This is a genomic window from Burkholderia sp. BCC1998, assembly GCF_905339875.1.
Classification (GTDB): Bacteria; Pseudomonadota; Gammaproteobacteria; order Burkholderiales; family Burkholderiaceae; genus Burkholderia.
In genome coordinates this window covers 475,501-499,944 of record NZ_CAJPHE010000003.1, presented here as the reverse complement: position 1 = coordinate 499,944, position 24,444 = coordinate 475,501, and the positions used below count along the sequence as shown (strand labels likewise).

The following is a 24,444-nucleotide window of genomic DNA, read 5'->3' as shown; positions in this document are numbered from 1 at the left end:
TTCCGTTTCCTCCGGGCCCGCACGACACGGCGCATCGCTACCGGCCCTGTTAAAAAAACTGCGGTGCATCGGACAGCGTGCGCCGCTGTCCGGTTTTCGTCAATCGCGCTGCAATACGTAGCGACCCGGCGCCGGCTCGATCACCGGGAACTGCTCGCTCCCGGGCTTGGCGGGCGGCGCGACCTTGCGGCCGCCGTACTGGTCGAGCCACTCGACCCAGGTCGTCCACCAGCTGCCGGGCTGCTCGGTCGCACCGGCAAACCAGTCGTCCGCCGATGCGGGCAGGTCGCTGTCGTTGACCCAGTAGCTGCGCTTCTTCTTCGCCGGCGGATTGATCACGCCCGCGATGTGACCCGACGCGCCGAGCACAAACTTCAGCGGGCCCGTCAGGATCGACGTCGATGCGTAGGCCGTCTGCCACGGCACGATGTGATCCTCGCGCGACCCGTAGATGAAGGTCGGCACGTCGATGCGCGACAGGTCGACGGATTCGCCGCACACCGTCAGCGCACCCGGCACGCGGAGCTTGTTCTCGAGATAGGTATTGCGCAGGTACCACGCGTACATCGGCCCCGGCAGGCTCGTCGAGTCGCTGTTCCAGTACAGCAGGTCGAACGCGGCGGGCGTGCGGCCCTTCAGGTAGTTGTCGACGACGTAGTTCCACACGAGGTCGTTCGGCCGCAGGAACGAGAACGTGTTCGCGAACTCGACGCCACGCATCAGCCCCGGCGCGGCGCCGTTCTTGCCGCCGATGGTCTGCTCGCGCATCTGCACGTGCGCCTCGTCGACGAACACGTCGAGGATGCCGGTGTCGGTGAAGTCGAGCATCGCGGTCAGCAGCGTCATCGACGCGGCCGGATGTTCGCCGCGCGCGGCGAGCACCGACAGCGCGGTCGCGAGCATCGTGCCGCCGACGCAGAAGCCGAGCGTGTTGATCTGCTCGCGGCCGCTGACCTGCTGCACGGCGTCGATCGCCGCGAGCAGCCCTTCGTTCATGTAGTCGTCCCACGTCTTGTGCGCGACCGACGCATCGGCGTTGCGCCACGACACGAGGAACACCTGATGACCGCTCGACAGCGCATGCGCGACGAGCGAATTCTCGGGCTGCAGGTCGAGGATGTAGAACTTGTTGATGCACGGCGGCACGATCAGGAGCGGCCGTTCGCACACCTTGTCCGTCTTCGGCGCGTACTGGATCAGCTGGATCAGGTCGTTCTCGTAGACGACCGCGCCTTCGGTACACCCGAGGTTCTTGCCCACCACGAACTGCGATTCGTCGGTCTGCGAAATTTTGCCGCGCTGCAGGTCGCCGAGCAGGTTCATCATCCCCTGTCGCAGGCTTTCGCCCTGCGTCTCGAGGATCGATTTCTGTGCATCGGGATTGAGCGCGAGGAAGTTGCTCGGCGCCGCGGCGGCCGTCCATTGCTGAACGGAGAAACGGATGCGTTCGCGCGTCTTCGGGTCGGTCTCGAGCGCGTCGGCCAGCTCCTGCAGGTAGCGCGCGTTGAGCAGGTACCACGCGGCCGCGAATGCATGCGCGGGCGACGCCTTCCAGGCATCCCCGCTGAAGCGGCGGTCCTTCAGTTCAGGCGACTCGAGCTTCGCGGCGGCGGCCTGCTGCATCAGCGTCATGCAGTCGCGCGCATAGTCGGCCTGCAACTTCTGGAGCCGCTCGGGCGGGATCGCAGCTACCGGCAGCTTCAGCCCCGCGAACGGCGACGCCAGGCCGCCGAAGGCGCCCAGATCGGGCATCGACGGCATCTGGAACGGCACCGATGTCGGGAACTGGAATGCGGCGAATGGATTCGCGCTGGTCGACGCCGTTGCGGCGCGCGCAGGATCGGCGAAACCGCGCCACGCGTTCAGCCATGCCTCGAACATCTGCTGCATCGGCTGGGCAGCCTGGCCGAATCCGGTGCTGCCCGTGGAAGTGCCCGCCTGAGCGGACGTCGACGAATTTTTCGATGCTGTCATTACCTGCCTTACCGGTGATTCGTGAGCGTCAATCGTGAAATCCTGCTCGCGCGCGGCGTGCCGGTTGCGAGCCGGGCCGTCATGCTCTGGAGAGGCGTCTCCAGATTCTGCCGCAGTGCGGTATTTTTATCATTATCGTTTTCCCCATGTGAAGCGCTGCATCAAACCGCTGAACATTTCTGCTCGAAGATAATCCGCGCGCAACAGGCGGGACAAGGCTTCCGGCGAAACATAAAACATTTTGATTGACTTGACTTCGCGATTATTCATTCGGTTGTCCATGCAACGCTGCATTGCCGCGCCAATATCAAGATAACCCGATTTTGCAACGCAGCAAACCGCGCACGCAAGCACGCGCGGCGGGCCGCGGTCAATCGTCAATCGGCCAGCCAGATCGCCGCCGCCATGCGGCCCGTCACGCGATCGCGCCGGTACGAATAGAAGCGCGCGGGTTCAGTGACCGTGCACGCGCGCCGGCCGCTCACGTGCGCCACGCCTGCGCGCGCGAGACGCAGGCGCGCGAGCGCATGGAGATCGGCGAGGTACTTGCCGGGCGCGCCGTCGATCGCGACGAACGCTCGCCGCGTCTCATCATGCTCCGACTGCGGAGCGGTGTCGAGAAACGCCTCGCGCACGTCGGCGCCGACTTCGAACGCCTGCGGGCCGATCGCGGGCCCGAGGTACGCATGCAGCGCATCCGTCGCGCCGCCGGCGAGCGCCGCGACGCGCGCCGCGGTCTGCTCGACGATGCCGGCCGCGAGCCCGCGCCAGCCTGCGTGCGCGGCGCCCACCGCCCGGCCCTGCGCATCGCACAGCAGCACCGGCAGGCAATCCGCGACCATCACGACGCAGACCGCCCCCGTGCGGTCGGTCACGCTCGCGTCGGCCTGCACGGGCGCCGAGGCAGCCGGCACGGCCTCGATCACCTCGTCCGCACGCACGACCTGCGCGCCGTGAACCTGCTCGAGCCATGCCGCGCGCGCCTGCCCCGCCAGCGCGAGCAGGCGCGCGCGATTCGCCGCGACATGGGCCGGATCGTCACCGGTATGCAGGCCGAGGTTCATCCCGCCCGGCAACGCGGCGCCGTCCTGCCAGCGCCCGTACGGGCCTTCGCTCACGCCGCCGTCGCGCGTCGTGATCAGCGCACGCACGCGCGGCGCGACCTGCCAGTCGGGCTGCACGCAGTCCTGCCACGTCAACGGCGCCAGATTCGTCATCGGCACTCACTCCTCCTCATCGTCGTAATCGTCGTCGTGATCCTCGTCGTGATCCCGATAATCGCCGGCGAAATCGTCATCGTCGTAGACACCGTCTTCATCGTCGAATTCCTCGTCGCCCTGCCCGAAGCCCAGCGCCGCGACGAGCGCGTTCATGTCGTCCGGCAACGGACAACGCCACTGCATCGTCTTGCCCGTGACCGGATGCACGAGGCCGAGCCGCCATGCATGCAGCGCCTGCCGCGCGAACCCGTCCGGCAGCGGCGCGACCGAGCGCTTGCCGCGCGCGCGCCCGTACACCGGATCGCCGAGCAGCGGATGCCCGACATGCGAGCAGTGCACGCGGATCTGATGCGTGCGGCCGGTTTCGAGGTCGCACTGGATCGCGGACACCGGCTGACGTTGCCACATGCATGTGTCAACCGTGCGGAAATGCGTGCGCGCGGGCTTGCCCGACGCGCCGGTAACGACGGCCATGCGCGTGCGCTCGCGCGGATCGCGGCCGATCGGCGCGTCGATCGTGCCGTCCTCGGGCATCGTGCCCCACACGAGCGCGAAATAGCGGCGCTTCACCGTACGCGCCTGCAGCTGGCGCACGAGGTCGGTCTGCGCGGCGAGTGTGCGTGCAACCACCATCAGGCCGGACGTCTCCTTGTCGAGCCGGTGCACGATGCCCGCGCGCGGCAGGCCGGCCGCCGCGTCGCCGTAGCGGTGCAGCAGGCCGTTGAGGATCGTGCCGCTCCAGTTGCCGGCAGCCGGGTGGACGACGAGGCCCGCCGGCTTGTTGATGACGACGAGCGCGTCGTCCTCGTAGATCACGTCGAGCGGCACCGGCTCCGGCGTGAACGCCAGCTGCTCCGGCAGCAGGTCGGGCACGAGCTCGATCCTGGCGCCGAGCGGCACCGGCTGGCGGATCTTCGCCGGCGCGCCGTCGACCAGCACGCGTTGCGCCTCGATCCAGCTCTGCAGGCGGCTGCGGGAGAATTCGGGGAACAGCTGGGCGAGCGCCTTGTCGAGGCGTTCACCCGCCAGCGACAGCGGCACTTCGACGACGCGCGGCGCCTCGTCGGCCGCCGCGGACGGCACCACAGGCGGCTGCATCGCGCCTGCAGCCAGATCGTCATCGGGGGAATCCCCCGAGGCAGCGTCGGCGGGCCGATCGCTTGGGCTATAATCTTCGCGATTTGACTTGCCCCGCGGGGCATTCTGCGAACTTGAACGGGTCATTTAGACTGGGTCACCGAGACTTGAAGCTAGGACATGCGAGCATGATGAATTCGACCAAACGTACGGCCAAAACCGTCGCCGCCCGAGCTGCGGTGGTAGCGGCCGCGGCCCTCATCGCCGGCTGCCACGGCTTGCCGCAGAAGCAGGACGAGACGGCTACCTGGTCGAACAACAAATTATACTCAGAGGCCCAGGACGCACTGTCCGGCGGCGACTGGGGCAAGTGCGCGAAATATTTCGAATCGCTGCAAGGCCGCGATCCGTTCGGCCATTTCGCGCAACAGGCGCAGATCAACGTCGCGTACTGCAACTGGAAGGACAACGAAGCGGCAGCCGCCGACCAGGCCGTCGACCGCTTCATCCAGCTGCACCCGGATCACCCGGATATCCCCTACGCGTACTACCTGAAGGGGATGATCCACTTCAACGACGATCTCGGCCTGTTCGGCCGCTTCTCCGGCCAGGACATGAGCGAGCGCGATCCGCAGGCACTGCGCGAATCGTACGACGCGTTCAAGGTCGTCGTCGACCGCTACCCGAAGAGCAAGTACGCGCCGGACGCCGCCGCCCGGATGCGCTACATCGTCAACGCGCTCGCGTCGCACGAAGTGCACGCGGCCGACTACTACTATCGGCGCGGCGCCTATGTCGCGGCGATCAACCGCGCGCAGCTCGCGATCAAGGACTACAAGGGCGCGCCGGCGATCGAGGACGCGCTGCACATCATGATCCTGTCGTACGGCAAGCTGAACCAGCCGGAGCTCGCGGAAGACACGAAGCGCGTGCTCGCGGGGACTTTCCCGGACAGCCCGTACATCACCGGCCACTCGCGCCCCGGCACGAAGAAGTCGTGGTGGCAGTTCTGAGCGACGCCCGTGCACCAATAAAAAACCCGGCCATCGAGCCGGGTTTTTTATTGGTGCCGCCCGTAGCAGGCGGCGGTGCGGTCATGCGCGTTTTTCCGCGCGGTGCTCGTCGAAAAAGTCCTGCACGACCGCGATCTCGCGGGTGCGCTTGAACGGCGGCAGGCTCTGCCAGATCCGGCGGCCGTAAGGCTTGTCGACGAGCCGCGTGTCGCAGATCATCAGCACGCCGCGATCGGTCTCCGCGCGAATCAGGCGGCCCGCACCCTGCTTCAGCGTGATCACGGCCTGCGGCAGCTGGTGAACCGCGAACGGGCTCAAGCCCTTCTTGGTCAGCGCGTCGAGCCGCGCGGCCAGCACCGGATCGTCGGGCGGCGCGAACGGCAGCTTGTCGATCACGACGAGCGACAGCGCGTCGCCGCGCACGTCCACGCCTTCCCAGAAGCTCTGGCTGCCGACGAGGATCGCATTGCCGTACGAACGGAAGCGGTCGAGCAGCTCGGTGCGGCTGGCGTCGCCCTGCACCAGCAGCGGCATGTTCCAGCCGCGCGACTCGATCACGTCGCGCAGCTTCGACGCGATCCGGTCGACCGCGCGCAGCGTCGTGCACAGCATGAAGACGCCGCCGCCCGACGCCTCGATCGCCGGCAGCGCGGCATCGAACACGGCGTCGGTAAACGCCGGCGACGACGGCTGCGGCAGGTTGCGCGGCACGTACAGCAGGCCCTGCGTCTGATAATCGAACGGGCTCGCGAGCGTCATCGAGCGCCGCGAGCTGAGCCCCATCTGGGCCGCGTAGTGCGTGAAGTCGCCGCGCACCGACAACGTCGCCGACGTAAAGACCCACGCGCGCGGCACGCCGGCGCGCTGCTTCGCGAAAATCGGCGCGACCGACAGCGGCGTTTCGTGCAGCTGGACGGTATGTGCGAACACCTCGACCCAGCGCACCTTCTCGTTCGGGTCGTCGGCGCCCGCCTTGTCGCCTGCTGCGGCGGCGTCGGCCTTCGCGGCCGCTTCCGCCGCACCGGGCGCGACCCAACCCGCGAGCAGGTCCTGCAGCTCGCGGGCGCGCCGCAGGCACGCGCCGAGCGATTCCGCCCGTTCGGCCTGGCTCGCGAGCGCCGAGGCAAGCGCATCGAGCGCCACTTCGAGCGCATCGAGCGCGCCGAACATCGGATGATCGTCACCCAGTTGCGCGAGCGACATGCGCACGATCTGGTCGTTCGCGAACGCGAGGCGCAGGTCGCGCGCCGCACGTTCGAGATCGCCGCCGAGCTTCACCCACTCGACCGCATCGCGCGCATGGCTCAGGCCCTCGGCGACCGTGTCGCGCGCGAGTTCGAGGATTTGCGTGGTCGACAGCGTCTCGCCGAAGAACAGCGTGGCCGTTTCCGGCAGCTGGTGCGCTTCGTCGAAGATCACCGTGTTCGCGTTCGGCAGCAGTTCGGCCATCCCGGTGTCGCGCAGCATGATGTCCGCGAAGAACAGGTGATGGTTGACGACGACGACGTCGGCCTGCTGCGCCTCGCGCCGCGCCTGCATCACGAAACATTCCTTGTAATGCGGGCACTCCTGGCCGAGGCAGTTGTCGCGCGTCGACGTGACCATCGACCACACGGGCGCCGTCTCCGGCACGCTCGCGAGCTCGGCCTTGTCGCCGCTCTTCGTGATCTTCGCGAACCGGACGATTTCCTGCAGGTACGCGGTGTCCTGCCGCGACGGCAGGCGGCCGTTGTCGGCCGTGCGCTGCAGGTAGTAATGGCACAGATAGTTCGAGCGGCCCTTGAGCATCGCGACCGTCACCGGCACCGCGAGCGCGTTGCGCACCGTCGGGATGTCGCGCTGGAACAGCTGGTCCTGCAGGTGCTTCGTGCCGGTCGACACGATCACCTTGCCGCCCCACAGCATCGCGGGCACCAGGTATGCATAGGTCTTGCCGGTACCGGTGCCGGCCTCGACGATCAGCGTGTTGTCGCCGGCGTCGGTGTCGGCGGCTGCGCCGTCCGCGGCGGACTCGGCCGCCGGGTCGCCTTCGCCGAGGCGGCGCGCCGGCCGCTTGCGGGTCTCGAAGATTTCGGGCTCGGGCATCCGGCGCGCGGACGCCTCCATCGCGGACGCGACCGCGCGCGCCATCTCGATCTGCGACTGGCGCGGGTGATAGCCGTCCAGCGCGCGCGCAAGCAGTCCGCCTTCGCCGAAAATCGTGTCGAGTTCGTCGACGCGCTTGCGGCTCAGCTCGAAGGTGCCTTCGGGCGCACGAACGCGCCCGGCGGACGACGCGTCACGCCGGGCATCGGGGTTGGCTTCAAGCGGTGAATTCAAGGCAAGCGTTCCTGTGTCCAGCGCCCAGGCGGCGCCGGCGCTTGCCAGGCCGCGCTCAGGCGCGCTTATCCGGTTCCAGCTGCGATTGCAGCAAAATGATTTTGTCCTTGGCCGCCAGCTTTTCCTTCTTCAGCCGGTGCAGCGTGATGTCGTCGATGTCGGAGTGTCCTTCCTTCAGCTCGATCTCCCGAGCGAGCTGCTGGTGCTGCTCCTGCAATGCTGCCAAACGGTTGTGCAATTCCTGCTGCTGTTCCGTGGGACGGTTTTGCATATGCGCCTCCTCATCGAAGCAGCGCGCCGACTGGCGTGCCGGCACGCACGAGACTGACTCCGGATCAATCCAACACGTTACTGCCCCTGCTGTTGCTGCTGCTTGGCCTTGTCGGCCGCTTCCTGCTGACGCCGTTCGACATCGGCCTTGTGCTGGGCGGCTTCCTTCTGCTTCTGCTCGTAGCGCGCGGCGTTGTCCGCCCGCTCCTGCGCCTTCTGCGCGCCCTGCTGGCGCGCCTGGTCGAGCTTGTGCTGAAAATCCGCCTGCTTCTGGTCGTATGCCTGCTTGTTCGCGGCGCGCTGCGGCCCTTCCGCGCCACGCTGCGCCCGCTTCAATGCATTCTGCTCCTGCTTGTCGCGGAACGCAGCCGCGTTCGCCGCATCGTTCGCCGCGCGCTGCGGCGCTTCCGCCGCATTCTGCGCCTGCTTCAACGCCTGCTGCTGGTCGCGTTGCTGCGCCCGCACCGCGCGCTGCTCGTCGTCGAGCGCGAGCTGCTCCTGACGGATGCTCGCCCGCTCCTCGCGCATCCGGTCGCGCGCCACGCCGAGACAGTGATTGACGAAGAACTTGCTGTAGCAATCGTGCTCCGCCACGGCATAACGATAATCGTTTTCCGCGGAACGTTGATTGAGCACTTTTTGACGGGCGTCGAAATCCTGCGTGGCGGAGGCTGCAACGGGCGCAGCGACAGCGGCGTCCGGCGCGGTTGCGCCCGATGCCTGTGCGTACGCGACGGTGGACCCGGCGGACAAAGCCGCGGCAAGCGCTGCGCCGAGCGCGACGAGAGAAATGCGGGAAGTTGGCAACGTCGTAGGAAAGCTGCGGGACATGTGTCAAATTCTATCACCCCCGGCTGGACGCTCCGCCATTTATGGCAAAATGCCCCGCTTCACTCACCCGCGGCATCTGGTCCGGCGGGCCCGTCTCGCAGCCCGCCGCGCGGTCTGCCGGCCCGCGCCGCGATTTCAGCAGGCAGATCATCCACGACATGACGGAAACCGTAGCACTCAAGATCGTACAGCGCATCGCCACCGAACTGTCCGTCCAGCCGCGCCAGGTCGCGGCGGCAGTGCAACTCCTCGACGAAGGCTCGACCGTTCCGTTCATTGCCCGGTACCGCAAGGAAGTGACCGGCAACCTGGACGACACGCAGCTGCGCCAGCTCGAGGAACGCCTCCTGTATCTGCGCGAGCTCGAGGATCGCCGCGCGGCGATCCTGTCGAGCATCGACGAACAGGGCAAGCTGACCGACGAACTGCGCGCCGCGATCGACGCGGCCGACAGCAAGCAGGTGCTCGAAGACCTTTATCTGCCGTACAAGCCGAAGCGCCGCACGCGCGCGCAGATCGCCCGCGAAGCCGGCCTCGAGCCGCTCGCGCAGGCACTGCTCGCGAATCCGCTGCTCGACCCGCAGACGGAAGCCGCCGCCTACGTCGATGCCGACAAGGGCGTCGCCGACGTGAAGGCCGCGCTCGACGGCGCGCGCGACATCCTGTCGGAACAATTCGGCGAAACCGCCGAACTGCTCGGCAAGCTGCGCGACTACCTGCACAGCCAGGGCGTCGTGTCGTCGGCGGTCGTCGAAGGCAAGGAAAACGAGGAAGGCGAGAAGTTCCGCGACTACTACGACTACGCGGAAACGATCCGGACCGTGCCGTCGCACCGCGCGCTCGCGCTGTTCCGCGGCCGCAACGCCGGCGTGCTGACCGTCAAGCTCGGCCTCGGCGAGGAACTCGACGCGCAGGTCCCGCATCCCGGCGAAGCGATGATCGCGCGCCATTTCGGGATCGCGAACCAGGGCCGCCCGGCCGACAAGTGGCTGTCCGACGTGTGCCGCTGGTGCTGGCGCGTGAAGGTGCAGCCGCACATCGAGAACGAACTGCTCACGCAACTGCGCGAAACGGCGGAAGCCGAAGCGATCCGCGTGTTCGCCCGCAACCTGAAGGACCTGCTGCTGGCCGCGCCGGCCGGCCCGAAGGCCGTGATCGGTCTCGACCCCGGCCTGCGCACGGGCGTGAAGGTCGCCGTGGTCGATCGCACCGGCAAGCTGCTCGCGACCGATACGATCTACCCGCACGAGCCGCGCCGCGACTGGGACGGCTCGCTCGCGAAGCTCGCGCGCATCGCCGCGCAGACGCAGGCCGAGCTGATCAGCATCGGCAACGGCACCGCATCGCGCGAAACCGACAAGCTCGCGAGCGAGCTGATCTCGAAGCATCCCGAACTGCGGCTGCAGAAGATCGTCGTGTCGGAGGCCGGCGCGTCGGTCTACTCGGCGTCCGAGCTGGCCGCGAAGGAATTCCCGGAACTCGACGTGTCGCTGCGCGGCGCCGTGTCGATCGCCCGCCGCCTGCAGGACCCGCTCGCCGAGCTCGTGAAGATCGAGCCGAAAGCGATCGGCGTCGGTCAGTACCAGCACGACGTGAACCAGCGCGAACTCGCCCGCTCGCTCGACGCGGTGGTCGAGGATTGCGTGAACGCGGTCGGCGTCGACGCGAACACCGCGTCGGTCGCGCTGCTCGCGCGCGTCTCGGGCCTGAACGCCACGCTCGCACGCAACATCGTCGACTATCGCGACGCGAACGGGCCGTTCCCGTCGCGCGACCACCTGCGCAAGGTGCCGCGCCTCGGCGACAAGACCTTCGAACAGGCAGCCGGCTTCCTGCGCATCAACGGCGGCGAGAATCCGCTCGATCGCTCGTCGGTCCACCCGGAGGCCTACCCGGTCGTCGAACGCATCCTCGCGAAGATCAGCAAGCGGATCGACGACGTGCTCGGCAGCCGCGACGCGCTGGCCGGCCTGTCGCCGGCCGAATTTGTTGACGAACGTTTCGGCCTGCCGACCGTGCGCGACATCCTGTCCGAACTCGAAAAACCGGGTCGTGACCCGCGTCCCGAATTCAAGACGGCAACGTTCCGCGACGGCGTCGAGAAGGTCTCCGACCTGATGCCCGGCATGCTGCTCGAAGGGGTCGTGACGAACGTCGCGGCATTCGGCGCGTTCGTGGATGTCGGCGTGCATCAGGACGGCCTCGTCCATGTGTCCGCGATGTCGACGAAGTTCATCAAGGATCCGCACGAAGTCGTGAAGGCCGGCCAGGTCGTCAAGGTCAAGGTGCTCGACGTCGACGTGAAGCGTCAGCGCATTGCGCTGACGATGCGCCTCGACGACGAAGCGGCCGCGCCCGGCATGGCGCCGCGCGGCGGCCAGGATCGCGGCAACGCCGGCCGCGGCGGCAGCGCCCGTCCGCAGCGTTCGCGCGAACCGGAACCGGCCGGCGCGATGGCCGCGGCGTTCGCGAAGCTGAAGCGCTGAGCACGCGAAGGCTGTTGACGTATAAAAAAACCCGCCGAAAGGCGGGTTTTTTATTGCTTCAGCGAGCGCGCAGCCAGATCGGCATGGGCTGCATGCGCGGCCACTGCGCGCACCGGTCAGATCTCGATCTTGGTACCGAGCTCGACGACGCGGTTCGCCGGGATCGAGAAGAAGTCGGTCGGCTTCGCCGCGTTCTGGTGCATCCATGCGAACACGCGTTCGCGCCAGATCGACATGCCGGGCAGATGCGTCGGCACGACCGTTTCGCGCGCGAGGAAGAACGACGTGTCCATCAGCTCGAACGTCATGTCGTGCGTGCGGCCGAATTCCTCGAGCACGGCCTTCACGTCCGGCGTCTCGTTGAAGCCGTACTGGGCCTTGACGATGTACAGGCCGCCGCCCGCGTCGCGCGAGCTCAGGCGCTTGTCGTCGCGCACGTACGGAATGTCGCGTGTGACGAACGTCAGGAAAATGGTCCGCTCGTGCAGCACCTTGTTGTGCTTCAGGTTGTGCAGCAGGCTGACGGGCACGAGCTTGTCGTTGCCGGTCAGGTAGATCGCGGTACCCGACACGCGGTGAGGCGGATGCGCGAGCAGCCCCTGCAGGAACGGCTCGAGCGGGATACCGTCGGCGGCCGTGCGCTCCTTGACGATATGGCGGCCCTTGTACCAGGTCATCAGCAGGAAGAACAGCAGCGCGCCGATGCCGAGCGGCAGCCAGCCGCCCTGCGCGACCTTCAGCAGGTTCGCGCCGAAAAAGCCCAGGTCGACCGCGAGGAACACGGCGATGATCCCGCCGACGAGCAGCCGGTTCCAGTTCCACACCTTCACCATCACGACGGCAGCGAGCACGGTCGTGATCACCATCGTCGCCGTCACCGCGATGCCGTACGCGGCGGCGAGATTGTCGGAGCTCTTGAAGCCGATCACGATGCAGAGGATCACGAACAGCAGCAGCCAGTTCACGACCGGCACGTAGATCTGGCCGATCGCCAGCTCGGACGTGTGCAGCACCTTCATGCGCGGCACGTAGCCGAGCTGGATCGCCTGCGACGTCAGCGAATACGCGCCGGAAATCACGGCCTGCGAAGCGATCACGGTCGCGACCGTCGACAGCACGACGAGCGGCAGCAGCGCCCACTCCGGCGCCAGCAGGAAGAACGGGTTCTCGATCGCCTTCGGATTCTGGATCAGCAGCGCGCCCTGGCCGAAATAGTTCAGCACGAGCGACGGCATCACGAGCCCGTACGCGGCGAGGCGGATCGGCTTCGCGCCGAAATGGCCCATGTCCGCGTAGAGCGCTTCCGCACCGGTCAACACCAGCACGACCGAACCCAGCACGACGTAGGCCTGCAGCAGGTGCTCCGACATGAACGACGCAGCGTAATACGGGTTGATCGCCGCGATGATGCCCGGCACGCGCACGATGTGATACACGCCGAGTGCCGCGATCACGACGAACCACAGCACCATGATCGGCCCGAACAGCTTGCCGACCAGCGCGGTGCCGTGACGCTGGATCCAGAACAGCGCGATCAGGATCACGATCGTGATCGGCATCACGAGATGGGACAGGTGCGGCGTCGCGATCTCGAGGCCTTCCACCGCCGACATCACGGAAATCGCCGGCGTGATCACGGCGTCGCCGTAGAACATGCAGGCGCCGAAGATCCCGAGCGCCATCAGCGCGCCCGCGACGCGGGTTTTCGAGTCGAGCGGCCGCAGCGACAGTGCCATCAGCGCGAGCACGCCACCCTCGCCGTTGTTGTCGGCCCGCATCACGAACAGCAGATACTTGATGCCGACCACCAGGATGATCGCCCAGAACAGCAGCGAGATCACACCGAGAATCGAGCCTTCCGTGAGCGGAATGCCGTGTGCGGGGCTGAACGCCTCCTTCAGCGAATACAGCGGGCTCGTGCCGATGTCGCCGAACACGACGCCGATGGCCGCTATCGCAAGCGCCCGCATCGAGTGTTGGTGCGTCGAATGCGCATGGGCTGCGTCGGTCGCCTGGATCGTGTCGTTCATATGAAGCGTAATAATCGGGTCCGGTCGGACAAAACGAGCGCTATTCTACTCGCGCCCCCCTGAAAAACCGTCCTGCCTTGTTGCCCTTAAACCACGTGATCCACGCTGCGCATGCAATCCTGCGCAAGCTGTGGCAGGGCTGCCATCATAGCCGGGGCCGCGCCATCTGCCTACCACGCGCGCCGATCGCCGTGCCCGCCGGCACGGCGCGCCAATAAAAAACGGCGCCGCAAGCGGCGCCGTACAAGGCTTTCCTTCGATCGGCCGGCCGCTTACGCGCCCGAGCCGTCGCGCTGCGCGCGACCGCGCTTGATCCATGCCTCGAGGTTGTGCGGACGAACCGTGTCCCACTCTTCGAACGGCTGATGAATCCACGGATTCGTCGGCAGATACTGTGCGTGATAGTCCGGCTTGACCTTCGAGCAGCCCTTGTACCAGAGCACGGCCGAACGCACGGCCGTGACCGACGGATAGCGCTCCTTCAGGTGCTCCTGCACGCGCGCGAGCGTGACGCCCGAATCGACGAGATCGTCGACCAGCAGCACGTTGCCCGCGAGACTGCCGCGCGTCATCGTGATGTACTGCGCGATGTCGAGCTCGCCCTGCTCGGTGCCGGCCGCTTCGCGGTACGAACTCGTCGCGAGGATCGCGAGCGGGACGTCGTAGATGCGCGACAGCTGGTCGCCGACGCGCAGACCGCCGCGCGCAAGGCACAGGATCTGGTCGAATTTCCAGCCCGATTCATGCACCTGCAGCGCGAGCAGCTCGATCAGACGATGGTATTCGTCCCAGCCTACCCACAGGTTCTTGTCGTCGTTGCGCGGATCGGTCATCAAGTCTGCCGCCGTCATCGTGATTTGCTGCGTCATGCTGAGAATTACACCTTGAACGGATGGCGAAGCAGGATCGTCTCGTCGCGATCCGGCCCCGTCGAAACCATGTCGACCGGCACGCCGGCCACTTCCTGCACGCGGGTCAGGTAGGCTTGCGCATTCGCCGGCAGCGCGTCCCACGTCTTGATGCCGACGGTGCTTTCCTTCCAGCCGGCGAACGTTTCGTACACGGGCTCGCAACGCGCGACGTCGGCCGCACCGCGCGGCAGGATGTCCACGTCCTTGCCGTCGATCTTGTAGCCGACGCACAGCTTGACTTCATCGAGGCCGTCGAGCACGTCGAGCTTCGTCATGCACAGGCCCGACACGCCGTTGATCTGGATCGAGCGGCGCAGTGCCGCTGCGTCGAGCCAGCCGGTGCGGCGCGGACGGCCGGTGACCGAGCCGAATTCCTTGCCGACGTTCGCGAGCGTGACGCCGACCTGGTCCTGGCGCTGCGGGTTGTCCGCGTCGTACAGTTCGCTCGGGAACGGGCCCGAGCCGACGCGCGTGCAGTACGCCTTCGTGATGCCGAGGATGTAGTTCAGCTTCTGCGGACCGACGCCGGCGCCGGCCGATGCGGCACCCGCGACGCAGTTGCTCGACGTGACGAACGGATAGGTGCCGTGGTCGATGTCGAGCAGCGTGCCTTGCGCGCCTTCGAACAGCAGGTTCTGACCAGCGTTGTTCGCGTCGTACAGGCGGCGCGACACGTCGGCCACCATCGGCTTCAGGCGATCGGCATAGCCGAGCATCGTGTCGAGCGTGGCCTGGAAATCGACGGCCGCGCCACCCAGGTACTGGGTCAGCACGAAGTTGTGGAAATCGAGGTTTTCGCGCAGGCGGTCGGCGAAGGTCTTCGCGTCGAACAGGTCCTGCACGCGCAGCGCGCGGCGGCCGACCTTGTCTTCATACGCCGGGCCGATGCCGCGGCCGGTCGTACCGATCTTGCCCGCGCCCTTGCGCGCTTCGCGCGCCTGGTCGATCGCGATGTGGTACGGCAGGATCAGCGTCGTGGCTTCGGAGATGAACAGGCGATCGCGCACGTTCACGCCGGCCTCTTCCAGCTCGCCGATTTCCTTGAACAGTGCCTCGGGGGACAGGACGACGCCGTTGCCGATGTAGCAGGCGACGCCTTCACGCATGATGCCCGACGGAATCAGGCGCAAGATGGTTTTCTTGCCGCCGATGATGAGGGTGTGGCCGGCGTTGTGACCGCCCTGGAAACGCACGACGCCCTGAGCGTGGTCCGTCAGCCAGTCGACGATCTTGCCCTTGCCTTCATCACCCCATTGCGTTCCCACGACGACGACATTGCGCCCGGGAGTCACGTTCACTGCGCTGGCAGACATGTTGATTCGTTAGCTGGTTAAAAACGTATTCTACCTATGTTCGCGGGCGATTCCGAATTTTTCCGTTTCGCTTCAACGATATGCACGCCGAACGACGGCCCGCGAACGCCTGTTTAACGGGGTTCGACCACCCACGCGCCGTCACGCTCGACGAGCGAACGGTCGCAGGCGAACTCGTCGAGCACGTGGTCGTGTCCCGGCAATGCCTGGATCACGACCTCGCCCGCGTCGCGCAGCGCCGCCACGGCCGCGCTCAGCGCGTCGTCCTGCGCCCACGGCGCGAGAATCGCGGTGCCGCGCGCCTCGACCGGCGAAATCCGCGCGAGCTCGCGCAGGTCGAGCGAGAAGCCCGTCGCCGGGCGGGCGCGGCCGTAGGCCTGGCCCACGTGGTCGTACCGGCCGCCGCGCGCGATCGCGTTCGGCACGCCGTCGATGTACGCCGTAAACATCGCGCCGCTGTGGTACGCGTAGCCGCGCAGGTCGGCGAGATCGATCGCCACCTCGACGCCCCTTGCCTGCGCCGCAAGCTGCGCGAGATCGTCGAGCGCACGCGTGATCTCGGGCAGCACCGGCAGGCGCACACGCGCCTCGTCGAGCACGCTCGCGTCGCCGTACAGATGCGGCAGCGCACGCAGCGCCGCGCGCGTGTCGGCGCCGAGATCGTCGGTGAGTTCGTTCAGCAGCGGCACGTCCTTGCCCGACAGCGCGTCGTACAGCGCCTCGCCGCGCTCGGCAGCCTGCGCATCGCGCGCGAGCAGCGCCGCGAGCACGCCCGCGTGGCACAGGTCCAGGCGGATGCGCGACAACCCCGCGAGGTGTAGCGCGTCGAGCATCAGCTGCTGGATCTCGAGATCGGCTTCCAGCCCGGCGTGCCCGTAGATTTCGGCGCCGATCTGGATCTGTTCGCGCGTCGCGTGCAGCCCGCGCGGACGCGTATGCATCACGTGGCCGGCATAGCAGAGGCGCGTCACGCCCTGGCGGTTCAGCAGGTGCGCGTCGATGCGCGCGACTTGCGGCGTGATGTCCGCGCGCAGGCCGAGCGTGCGGCCCGACAGCTGGTCGACCAGCTTGAAGGTGCGCAGGCGCAGGTCGTTGCCGCCGCTCGTCAGCAGCGATTCGAGGTATTCGAGCAACGGCGGCATCACCATTTCGTAGCCGTACGAACGGAAGCGGTCGAGCAGCCTGCGGCGCAGCTCCTCGATCTTGCGCGCTTCCGACGGCAGCACGTCGGCGATATTCTCGGGAAGTAACCAGGTCGACATCGGTACGGTCCTACGACGGGAAACAGGGCGCGACATGCGCGCCGCGAAATGAATCGGAAATCGGCAATCGGGCGGAACGAACGGCGGGTGCGCCGTCCGGATCAGGTGGCGAGCAGCAGCAGGACGAGCCCGAGCGCCATCACGATGAGCCCGCCGATCCGGATATGATGCGGCGGCCGCTCCGCTATTCTACGAAACGTGTCGCGCCAGGCGACGGGAAACACGAAGGGGAACGCCCCCTCGATGATCAGCATCAGTGCTACCGCGAGCAACAACGAGCCAGCCAGGTCCATGCGAGCGACGGCGCCGCTCGACGCGGCGCCCCAAGGTCAGTGTTTGCGGGGAGCGGGTGCCGCCGGTGCGGCACCGCCCGTCGGGCTGCGCATGAAACGGAAAAACTCGCTGTCGGGGTCGACGACGATGATGTCGTTGCGCTTGAAGGTATTCCGGTAAGCCTGCAGGCTCGCGTAGAACTGGTAGAACTGCGGATCGCGGCCGAACGCATCGGCGGCGATCGACGCGGCCTTCGCGTCGCCCTCGCCCTTGATCGTCTGCGCGGACTTGTACGCATTCGCGAGCACCGCCTGCTGTTCGCGTTCCGCGTCGGCCTTGATCTGCTCGACATCGGCGGCGCCATCCGCGCGCACCTGTGCAGCCTGGTCGCGCAGCGCGGCAATCATCCGCTGATAGACGGCATCCGTCTGCGCAGCCGGCAAGTCGACGCGCGTCAACTGCACGTCGACCACGTCGACGCCGAAGCCCGATGCCGTCGCGCGCACCGCGTCGCGCGCCGCATTGGCGATCTCGCGCTGCCCGCCGAGCGCGTCGTCGAGCGCGCGCTTGCCGAACGCGTCGCCGAGTGCGCTCTTCAGCGCGCCGGCCAGGCGGTCGGCGGCCGCCGCCGGGTCACCGCCCGTCGCCGCGAAATACTTCATCGGATCGCTGATCCGATACTTGACCGCATACGCGACGAGCAGGTCGTGCTTGTCTTCGGTCGCCAGTTGCAGCGGATCCGACGACTCGAGCGATTGCAGGCGCGTGTCGATCAGCGTCGCCGTCTGCAGCGGCGGCGGCAGCTTGAAATGGATGCCGGGGCCCGCGAGTTCGGGTTGCGCGCCGTCGCGGCCCGACAGCACGGCCGCATGGCGCGGATCGACGGTCAGGACGGTCGACGACGCCGCGAAAGCGGCGATCACGATTGCGACGACGAACGCAATGATTCGGTTCATGTTCTGCGCTCCCCGTTACTTCGTATCGTCTTCACGCGAGCGGCTGCGGAACGCTTCGCGCGACCGCAGCACGTCGCTGCCCGGTGCGGGCGCCGCCGCGGCCGAAGCCGCGCTCGCGGGTGCGCTCGCCGCGGCGGCGGCCGGCGCCGACATCGCGTCGGGCGCGGATGCGCCGGCGGGCGTCGCGGCATTCGTCGCATTCGTCGCATTTGCGGCGTTTTGTCGCCCCTGCTCGACGAGCTTGTCGAGCGGCAGGTACACGACGCTGTTGCCGCCCTTGTTGCCGACGAACACCTTCGTCGCGTTCGAATAGATTTCCTGCATCGTCTCGAGGTACATCCGCTCACGGATCACCGCGGGCGCCTTCGAATACTGTGCATAGACCTGCTTGAACCGGTCGGCGTCGCCTTCGGCCTGCGTGACCACGCGATCGGCATACGCCTTCGCTTCATCGGCAAGTTTCGCGGCGTCGCCCTGCGCCTTCGGCAGCAGATCGTTCGCGTAGGCCTGCGCGGCACGCTTCGCGGCTTCGCGATCATCGCGCGCCTTCGCGACTTCGGCGTACGCAGCCTGCGTCTGCTCGGGCGCCGCGACGCTCTGCATCGTGACGGCCGTCACCTCGAGCCCCGACTGGTAGCGATCGAGATCGCGCTGGATCGCGGCGGACAGCTGCGCGCGCAGCGCGTCGCGGTCCTGGTTCAGCATGTCGGCCGCGCTGCGCGTGCCGACGATCGCGCGCACCGCGGCCTGGGCGGCCTGCGACACGCTGCGCTCGGGATCGACGCTGCGGAACAGGTAATCGGTTGCCGAACGGATCCGGTACTGGACGACGAAACGCACGTCGACGATGTCGGCATCACGCGTCAGCATCGCCGCTTCCTTCACGTTCGCGAGACGCACGACGTTGTTGCGGCCGATCTCGATCGAACGGACCTGCGACGTATCGACGATCTCGTGCGACGCGAACGGATACGGCGCGCGCCAGTGCACGCCCTGGCCGACCGTGCCCGACAGCTTGCCGAACTGCAGCACGACGCCCGTCTGGCCTTCCTGCACGACGAACAGCCCGCTGCCCGCGTAGACCGCGACCAGCACGCCGATCACGATGCCGACGCCGACACGCGCGGCCCGGCCGTTGTCGGGCCGGAAGCCGTTGCCGCCCTTGCCGCCGAACAGGCCGCTCAGACGCCGGTTGAAGTTGCGCCACATCTCGTCGAGATCGGGCGGACCGTCACCGTCGCCACCGGGCGGACGCTTCGATTCGTTCACACGCGGACGGGATCCGTCGTTGCCCTTGCCTTCGCCGCGCCCCCAGCGGGGATCGTTGATCGACAGCAAGGCGCGCATCCGCCGCCAGGTACTCCGCTCGTTGTATTCGTTCACCAGAGTTTGTTCACCAGATTAGACGCCGGCGAACCGGCCGGGACCGGTTAGCGCCCGTGTTCGGAAATCGTGTGGTCTTCGTGTGGTTCAGCGGGTGCGCCGTCGAGCGCGACGTTGGGTAACGTCGCGCCGGTAAGGTGTTCCGCGGAGGCGATCTCGGCGATGGCGGCACGCAACGCGTCAAGACCCTGACCGGTGCGTGCGCTCAAAAAGACGCGCGAAATATTACCATACTCGTCCCGCTCGACCGCGTCGCCGCGGGCCGCCAGCTCAGGCACCGCATCGATCTTGTTGAACACCAGCACCTGCCGGATCGTGTCCGCGCCGATCTCGTGCAGCACGCCGTTCACCTGCTCGATCTGTTCGAGCCGCACCGCGCTCGATGCGTCGACCACGTGCAGCAGCAGATCCGCATGGATCGTTTCCTCGAGGGTCGCGCGGAACGCGGCAACCAGCTGGTGAGGCAGTTCGCGAATGAACCCGACCGTATCGGACACGACGATCTGACCGGCCTCGTCGCCGAGGTACACGCGTCGCGACGTCGTATCGAGCGTGGCGAACAGCTGGTCGGCCGCATAGGCCTGCGCTTTCGTCAGCGCATTGAACAGCGTCGACTTGCCCGCGTTCGTATAGCCGACGAGCGACACCGACATCGTGCCGCTGCGTGCGCGCTGGCGACGCTGCGTGCTGTGCTGCCGGCGCAGCCGGTCGAGCCGCGACTTCAGCATCTTGATGCGCTCGCCGATCAGCCGGCGGTCGGTTTCGAGCTGGGTTTCGCCGGGGCCGCGCAGGCCGATACCGCCCTTTTGCCGCTCCAGGTGGGTCCACGCGCGAATCAGCCGGGTCGACAGGTATTGCAGCTGCGCGAGCTCGACCTGCAGCTTGCCTTCGTGACTGCGGGCGCGCTGCGCGAAGATGTCGAGGATGAGGCTCGTGCGATCGACCACCCGCCTGTTAAGCGCCTGCTCCAGATTGCGTTGCTGGGCCGGTGCCAGTGCGTGGTTGAAGATGACGATTTCGACGTTGTGCGCGTCGCAGGCAAGCCGCAATTCTTCGGCTTTGCCGCTGCCGATGAACATCTTGGCATCGGGGCTGGCGCGACGACCTGTGAGGGTGACGGCGGGACGGGCCCCCGCACTGGAGGCGAGAAGACTGAGTTCTTCGAGACTGGCTTCGAAATCGGTCTTGCCGAAGTCGATGCCGACGAGCGCTGCGTTGATCAAATTATCGGGTGTCAAGATAAGGCGGCTGGCATCGGTCGCTCGCGGCGACCGGATGCCGGCCGCTGCGATGGGTTAGGACGAGGCTTCCGCGTCCGGGTGGAAATTCACCGGGCGCGCCGGCACGACCGTCGAGATGGCGTGCTTGTAGACCATCTGGGTCACCGTATTACGGAGCAACACGACGTACTGGTCGAACGATTCAATGTTCCCTTGCAGCTTGATGCCGTTGACGAGATAGATCGAAACGGGAACGTGCTCTTTGCGCAGTGCGTTCAAAAACGGGTCTTGTAACAATTGCCCTTTGTTGCTCATGGCGTACTCCATCTTTTTTTGCAGGTTGATCTGGATTGGCGACGAAGAAAAAGAGATCCGGCGCCAATCGCTACACTATAGCTGATTTTGCCTGCCCCGCCCGGGCGTAGGCCATGCGGCCTATCCCTTGCAGGACCTGCTTCAGCCCTTGTCCGCGTACGGGTTGTTCGACGAACGGAACTCTATGCGCAATGGAGTCCCGGTCAGTGAGAAAGTTTCGCGGAATCGGTTTTCGAGGTAACGCTTGTAGGTTTCCGTCACCGCGTCGAGCGCGTTGCCGTGGATGACGATCAGCGGCGGATTCTGGCCGCCCTGGTGCGCGTAGCGCAGCTTCGGACGCACCGGGCCGCGACGACGCGGCTGCTGGAACTCGACGGCCTCGATCAGCGCGCGCGTGAGCTTCGGCGTCGGCAGCTTCGCCATCGCCGCCGCGTACGCGTCGTCGACCGAGCGCATCAGCGCGCCGATGCCGGTCTTCTTGGCGGCCGAAATGTAGTGCGACTTCGCGAAGTCGAGGAATTTCAGCTTGCGGGTCAAATCCGCTTTCGCGCGATCGCGCGCGTGGTCGTCGAGACCGTCCCACTTGTTGACGCCGATCACGAGCGCGCGGCCCTGCTCGACGACGAAGCCGGCGATGTGCGCGTCCTGGTCGGAAATGTCCTGCTGCGCATCCAGCAGAAGAATGACGACGTTCGCGTCGGAGATCGACTGCAGCGTCTTCACGACCGAGAACTTCTCGATCGCCTCGAACACCTTGCCCCGGCGTCGCAGGCCCGCGGTATCGATCAGCGTGTATTTCTTGCCGTTACGCTCGAAGTCGACGTAGATCGAATCGCGCGTCGTGCCCGGCATGTCGAACGCGATCACGCGGTCCTCGCCGATCAGCGCGTTCACGAGCGTCGACTTGCCGACGTTCGGGCGGCCGACGATCGCGATCTTGATGCCGCGCGACGGGTCGTCCTCGTCCGCTTCCTCGGGCTGGCCCGCGTACGCGACTTCCAGCGCCTCGTTGATCATGTCGGTCACGCCGTCGCCGTGCGCGGCCGAGATCGCGCGCGGATCGCCGAGGCCGAGCTCGTAGAAGTCGGTCGCGACCGCCGTGTACTTCATCCCCTCGGCCTTGTTGACGACCAGGAAGATCGGCCGGCCGGTCTTGCGCAGGTAGTCGGCGATCGACTTGTCCTGCGGCGCGAGCCCGTTACGACCGTCGACGATGAACACGACGACGTCCGCTTCCTCGACGGCCTGCCGCGTCTGGCGCGCCATCTCGTGCAGGATGCCGTCCTTCGCGACGGGCTCGAAGCCGCCGGTATCGACGACCAGGTACGGCCGTGCGCCGACGCGCCCTTCGCCGTAATGGCGATCGCGCGTCAGGCCCGGCAAGTCGGCGACCAGCGCATCGCGCGAGCGCGTGAGCCGGTTGAACAGCGTGGATTTCCCCACATTGGGGCGCCCAACGAGGGCAATGACCGGTTTCATCTGTGTTTTCTACGGTGATGCGCAGCAGCGGGAGGCCCGCTGCTGCGGGCGGCTGCGCTGAATGAAAATATCACGAATTCGCGCCGCGCCGGATGCGCGCGCCGGGCGCGCGGTGCGCGCCGTCGTCTTTCGTTGCGAACTGCCTTTCAAATACCGAGCGGCCGGGGACACCGGCCGCCTTCATGTCGCGCGACCGCAGCGCGCGGGACAGGCCCGCCGCGCCGCGATTGCGCCTGTTGCGTGCGCGTCAGCGCGGACGGAATCCGTACAGGCCACCGTCCTTGGTCTGCACGACGAGCGTATTGCCCGCCAGGACCGGCGCCGCGGTAATCGCGCTACCGTCCGTCTTCATCCGGGCGATGAAGCTGCCGTCCTCGCGCGACAGGAAGTGCACGAAGCCCTTGTAGTCGCCCATCACGACCGCATGGCCGAGCAGGTACGGCACGCCGACGTCGCGGCTCTTCAGCTTGTCGTTGCGCCAGAGCGGGTTGCCGCTCGCCGCGTCGTAGGCCGTCACGACCGACCAGTCGTCGCCGCCGGCGACGACCGAATCATCCTGCGCGAGACCGCTGCGGCTCGAGAACGCCTTTTCCCACAGCGGACGGCCCGAGTTCGCGTCGAAGCAGCCGAGCTGGCCCTGGAACGTGACCGCGCACGCCTGGGCACCGACGAGCGTCGGCGGACCGCTGACGTCGTTGATGCGCTCGACTTCGGTCACGCCCTTCGGGAACGACACGGGCGTCTGCCAGAACGGCTCGCCCGTCTGCAGGTTGATCGCGACCAGACCGCCGCCGGGGAAGCCCGCCAGCACGGCCGCATCGCCCGCGAACGTCATGCCGGCCGACACGCGCAGGTTCAGCGGCACCGCGCGGTTGCGGTAGTTCCACTTCTGCTCGCCCGTCTGCCCGTTGAACGCGATCACCTGACCGTCGATCGTGCGCACGATCACGAGGCCGTTGCCGACCAGCGGCGGCGAGAAGATCTCGCCCTGCACGCTCGTCTTCCACAGCTGCTTGCCGTCCGGGCCGAGCACGAACACACCGCCCTTGAGCGCGCCGACGGCGGTCAGGTTGCCGTCGCTGCCGACCCCGGCCGACAGGTCCGAACCGACCTTCAAGCGCCACAGCGTCTGGCCCGTCTTCGCGTCGATCTTCTCGACCGAACCGTTCTCGCCCGCCGCGTAGACGGCGTCGCCCACGGCCACCGGCGAGAACAGGTAGCGCCCGCCCTTGCCGACGCTCGCCTTCCAGACCTGTTGCACGTCCAAGACGGGCTTGAACTCGGTGAGCGGCGTCGGCACGCGGCGCGCGTCCTTCGACGACGAGCAGGCCGCCAATGCCAGGACAGCCGCCGCGCAGGCTACGGGCACAGCGTAACGTTTCAGCAAATTCATCGGTTAGCGAAGCAGAGTTAAGAGGTTGAGGGGGCCGCGATCAGCCGCCGAGCGCATCGAGCTTGAACTGCACGAGCTGGCGCGCGGACTGGTCGTCCTGCGACAGGCCGGCGAGCGCGAGCTTGTACGCGGCGCGCGCATCGTCGGTCTTGCCTTGCGCCGCGAGCAGATCGCCGCGGCGATCGGCCACGAGGCCCTTGAATGCATCCACCGGCGTGCCGGACAGCAGCGCGAGGCCCGCGTCGTACGCCTTCTCGTCGAGCAGCAGCGACGCGAGACGCAGCTTCGCGATCTGCTTGTACTCGTCGTCCTTGGCGTGATCGGCGGCCCATTGCAGCTGCGCCTTCGCGCCGGCGGCATCGCCGGCCGCGTACAACGTCTTCGCGGCCGTGAGCGCGGTCATCTGCGCATACGGCGTGCTGCCGAACTTGTCTTCCATGTCGGCGGCCGCACGGGCCATCGTCGCCTTGTCGTTCGCGGCGGCGGCCTTCTGCACCTGCTCGTACAACCCGGAAGCCTCGGCGGCCTGACGGCGCTGCCAGTAGTTCCAGCCGTTGAAACCGGCCGCGACGACGAGCGCCGCGAGCACGATCCACGTCGTGAGGTTGCCCCAGCGGGCCCACCACGCCTTCAGACTTTCAATCGATTCTTGTTCGTCGTGATAACTCATCGGCGAGCGATTCCTTCCATTTCAGGCTTTTCTTGTCGAGCGAATGCCA

The 24,444-nt window shown here is 67.0% G+C and carries 21 protein-coding genes; 2 read left to right on the top strand and 19 right to left on the bottom strand.

Annotated elements, in window-relative coordinates:
• Positions 1-99 precede the first annotated feature (99 nt).
• The 4 genes from phaC to U5A56_RS08535 all read right to left on the bottom strand — a co-directional run bounded on the left by phaC (position 100) and on the right by U5A56_RS08535 (position 4,418).
• The gene (gene phaC, locus U5A56_RS08550; RefSeq protein ID WP_321921850.1) at positions 100-1,974 is read right to left on the bottom strand and encodes a class I poly(R)-hydroxyalkanoic acid synthase; all 1,875 of its coding nucleotides are present in this window, start codon (positions 1,972-1,974) and stop codon (positions 100-102) included.
• Positions 1,975-2,106: 132 nt separating this feature from the next.
• The gene (locus U5A56_RS08545; RefSeq protein ID WP_321921849.1) at positions 2,107-2,355 is read right to left on the bottom strand and encodes a hypothetical protein; all 249 of its coding nucleotides are present in this window, start codon (positions 2,353-2,355) and stop codon (positions 2,107-2,109) included.
• Complete coding sequence (gene pgeF / locus U5A56_RS08540) at positions 2,352-3,191, bottom strand: peptidoglycan editing factor PgeF (RefSeq protein ID WP_321921848.1); 840 nt, start codon at positions 3,189-3,191, stop codon at positions 2,352-2,354. Before pgeF ends, U5A56_RS08545 begins: the two co-directional genes overlap by 4 nt.
• Positions 3,192-3,197: 6 nt before the next feature.
• Positions 3,198-4,418, bottom strand: a complete 1,221-nt coding sequence (locus U5A56_RS08535) for an RluA family pseudouridine synthase (protein WP_124486310.1) — start codon at positions 4,416-4,418, stop codon at positions 3,198-3,200.
• Positions 4,419-4,459: 41 nt separating this feature from the next.
• Between U5A56_RS08535 and U5A56_RS08530 the strand changes: the two genes are divergently transcribed.
• Positions 4,460-5,284, top strand: a complete 825-nt coding sequence (locus tag U5A56_RS08530) for an outer membrane protein assembly factor BamD (RefSeq protein ID WP_044848889.1) — start codon at positions 4,460-4,462, stop codon at positions 5,282-5,284.
• Positions 5,285-5,365: 81 nt separating this feature from the next.
• Here the strand turns inward: U5A56_RS08530 and U5A56_RS08525 are convergent, their stop codons facing one another.
• From U5A56_RS08525 to U5A56_RS08515, 3 genes are all read right to left on the bottom strand, one after another.
• Positions 5,366-7,603 carry an ATP-dependent DNA helicase gene (locus U5A56_RS08525; protein WP_321921846.1) on the bottom strand — a complete coding sequence of 746 codons (2,238 nt, stop codon included), beginning with the start codon at positions 7,601-7,603 and terminating at the stop codon, positions 5,366-5,368.
• Between the two features lie 55 nt (positions 7,604-7,658).
• The gene (locus U5A56_RS08520) at positions 7,659-7,874 is read right to left on the bottom strand and encodes a YdcH family protein (protein ID WP_006755091.1); all 216 of its coding nucleotides are present in this window, start codon (positions 7,872-7,874) and stop codon (positions 7,659-7,661) included.
• 77 nt (positions 7,875-7,951) lie between these two features.
• On the bottom strand, positions 7,952-8,704 hold the full coding sequence (locus U5A56_RS08515; protein WP_044848887.1) for a hypothetical protein: 753 nt from the start codon (positions 8,702-8,704) through the stop codon (positions 7,952-7,954).
• A gap of 158 nt (positions 8,705-8,862) precedes the next feature.
• On the opposite strand from U5A56_RS08515, the gene U5A56_RS08510 reads away from it, so the two are divergent.
• Positions 8,863-11,190 (top strand): Tex family protein, encoded by a 2,328-nt coding sequence (locus U5A56_RS08510; protein WP_321809142.1) that lies wholly within the window; start codon positions 8,863-8,865, stop codon positions 11,188-11,190.
• Positions 11,191-11,306: 116 nt separating this feature from the next.
• On the opposite strand, the gene U5A56_RS08505 is transcribed toward U5A56_RS08510, so the two are convergent.
• The 12 genes from U5A56_RS08505 to U5A56_RS08450 form a co-directional block, all read right to left on the bottom strand.
• Positions 11,307-13,220: a potassium transporter Kup gene (locus U5A56_RS08505; protein ID WP_321921844.1), complete on the bottom strand. Its 1,914-nt coding sequence runs from the start codon at positions 13,218-13,220 to the stop codon at positions 11,307-11,309.
• Between the two features lie 272 nt (positions 13,221-13,492).
• Positions 13,493-14,089 (bottom strand): phosphoribosyltransferase, encoded by a 597-nt coding sequence (locus U5A56_RS08500; RefSeq protein ID WP_044848884.1) that lies wholly within the window; start codon positions 14,087-14,089, stop codon positions 13,493-13,495.
• Between the two features lie 8 nt (positions 14,090-14,097).
• The gene (locus U5A56_RS08495) at positions 14,098-15,444 is read right to left on the bottom strand and encodes an adenylosuccinate synthase (protein WP_044848883.1); all 1,347 of its coding nucleotides are present in this window, start codon (positions 15,442-15,444) and stop codon (positions 14,098-14,100) included.
• A gap of 113 nt (positions 15,445-15,557) precedes the next feature.
• A complete protein-coding gene (locus U5A56_RS08490; RefSeq protein ID WP_044848882.1) occupies positions 15,558-16,706 on the bottom strand; it encodes an ATP phosphoribosyltransferase regulatory subunit in 1,149 nt (382 codons plus the stop codon).
• Positions 16,707-16,807: 101 nt separating this feature from the next.
• The gene (locus tag U5A56_RS08485; RefSeq protein WP_009687995.1) at positions 16,808-16,999 is read right to left on the bottom strand and encodes a DUF2065 domain-containing protein; all 192 of its coding nucleotides are present in this window, start codon (positions 16,997-16,999) and stop codon (positions 16,808-16,810) included.
• Between the two features lie 36 nt (positions 17,000-17,035).
• Entirely contained in the window at positions 17,036-17,935 is a 900-nt protein-coding gene (locus tag U5A56_RS08480; RefSeq protein WP_321921841.1) for a protease modulator HflC, read from the bottom strand.
• A gap of 15 nt (positions 17,936-17,950) precedes the next feature.
• Entirely contained in the window at positions 17,951-19,318 is a 1,368-nt protein-coding gene (gene hflK / locus U5A56_RS08475; protein ID WP_321809145.1) for an FtsH protease activity modulator HflK, read from the bottom strand.
• 47 nt (positions 19,319-19,365) lie between these two features.
• The gene (gene hflX / locus U5A56_RS08470; protein ID WP_185500398.1) at positions 19,366-20,541 is read right to left on the bottom strand and encodes a GTPase HflX; all 1,176 of its coding nucleotides are present in this window, start codon (positions 20,539-20,541) and stop codon (positions 19,366-19,368) included.
• A gap of 72 nt (positions 20,542-20,613) precedes the next feature.
• Positions 20,614-20,853: an RNA chaperone Hfq gene (hfq, locus tag U5A56_RS08465; protein WP_006399927.1), complete on the bottom strand. Its 240-nt coding sequence runs from the start codon at positions 20,851-20,853 to the stop codon at positions 20,614-20,616.
• Positions 20,854-20,994: 141 nt separating this feature from the next.
• On the bottom strand, positions 20,995-22,332 hold the full coding sequence (gene der / locus U5A56_RS08460; protein WP_044848985.1) for a ribosome biogenesis GTPase Der: 1,338 nt from the start codon (positions 22,330-22,332) through the stop codon (positions 20,995-20,997).
• A gap of 247 nt (positions 22,333-22,579) precedes the next feature.
• The gene (bamB, locus tag U5A56_RS08455) at positions 22,580-23,725 is read right to left on the bottom strand and encodes an outer membrane protein assembly factor BamB (RefSeq protein WP_321921839.1); all 1,146 of its coding nucleotides are present in this window, start codon (positions 23,723-23,725) and stop codon (positions 22,580-22,582) included.
• Positions 23,726-23,765: 40 nt separating this feature from the next.
• Entirely contained in the window at positions 23,766-24,395 is a 630-nt protein-coding gene (locus U5A56_RS08450) for a tetratricopeptide repeat protein (protein WP_044848983.1), read from the bottom strand.
• Positions 24,396-24,444: the final 49 nt, after the last annotated feature.

What these genes read in the sequence shown, in the direction of transcription:
- hfq (WP_006399927.1), bottom strand. Translation starts at nt 20,853, where the DNA reads ATGAGCAACAAAGGGCAATTGTTACAAGACCCGTTTTTGAACGCACTG.
- pgeF (WP_321921848.1), bottom strand. Translation starts at nt 3,191, where the DNA reads ATGACGAATCTGGCGCCGTTGACGTGGCAGGACTGCGTGCAGCCCGAC.
- U5A56_RS08515 (WP_044848887.1), bottom strand. Translation starts at nt 8,704, where the DNA reads ATGTCCCGCAGCTTTCCTACGACGTTGCCAACTTCCCGCATTTCTCTC.
- der (WP_044848985.1), bottom strand. Translation starts at nt 22,332, where the DNA reads ATGAAACCGGTCATTGCCCTCGTTGGGCGCCCCAATGTGGGGAAATCC.
- U5A56_RS08495 (WP_044848883.1), bottom strand. Translation starts at nt 15,444, where the DNA reads ATGTCTGCCAGCGCAGTGAACGTGACTCCCGGGCGCAATGTCGTCGTC.
- U5A56_RS08500 (WP_044848884.1), bottom strand. Translation starts at nt 14,089, where the DNA reads ATGACGCAGCAAATCACGATGACGGCGGCAGACTTGATGACCGATCCG.
- U5A56_RS08480 (WP_321921841.1), bottom strand. Translation starts at nt 17,935, where the DNA reads ATGAACCGAATCATTGCGTTCGTCGTCGCAATCGTGATCGCCGCTTTC.
- U5A56_RS08490 (WP_044848882.1), bottom strand. Translation starts at nt 16,706, where the DNA reads ATGTCGACCTGGTTACTTCCCGAGAATATCGCCGACGTGCTGCCGTCG.
- phaC (WP_321921850.1), bottom strand. Translation starts at nt 1,974, where the DNA reads ATGACAGCATCGAAAAATTCGTCGACGTCCGCTCAGGCGGGCACTTCC.
- U5A56_RS08505 (WP_321921844.1), bottom strand. Translation starts at nt 13,220, where the DNA reads ATGAACGACACGATCCAGGCGACCGACGCAGCCCATGCGCATTCGACG.
- U5A56_RS08535 (WP_124486310.1), bottom strand. Translation starts at nt 4,418, where the DNA reads ATGACCCGTTCAAGTTCGCAGAATGCCCCGCGGGGCAAGTCAAATCGC.
- U5A56_RS08510 (WP_321809142.1), top strand. Translation starts at nt 8,863, where the DNA reads ATGACGGAAACCGTAGCACTCAAGATCGTACAGCGCATCGCCACCGAA.
- bamB (WP_321921839.1), bottom strand. Translation starts at nt 23,725, where the DNA reads ATGAATTTGCTGAAACGTTACGCTGTGCCCGTAGCCTGCGCGGCGGCT.
- U5A56_RS08450 (WP_044848983.1), bottom strand. Translation starts at nt 24,395, where the DNA reads ATGAGTTATCACGACGAACAAGAATCGATTGAAAGTCTGAAGGCGTGG.
- U5A56_RS08520 (WP_006755091.1), bottom strand. Translation starts at nt 7,874, where the DNA reads ATGCAAAACCGTCCCACGGAACAGCAGCAGGAATTGCACAACCGTTTG.
- U5A56_RS08485 (WP_009687995.1), bottom strand. Translation starts at nt 16,999, where the DNA reads ATGGACCTGGCTGGCTCGTTGTTGCTCGCGGTAGCACTGATGCTGATC.
- U5A56_RS08530 (WP_044848889.1), top strand. Translation starts at nt 4,460, where the DNA reads ATGATGAATTCGACCAAACGTACGGCCAAAACCGTCGCCGCCCGAGCT.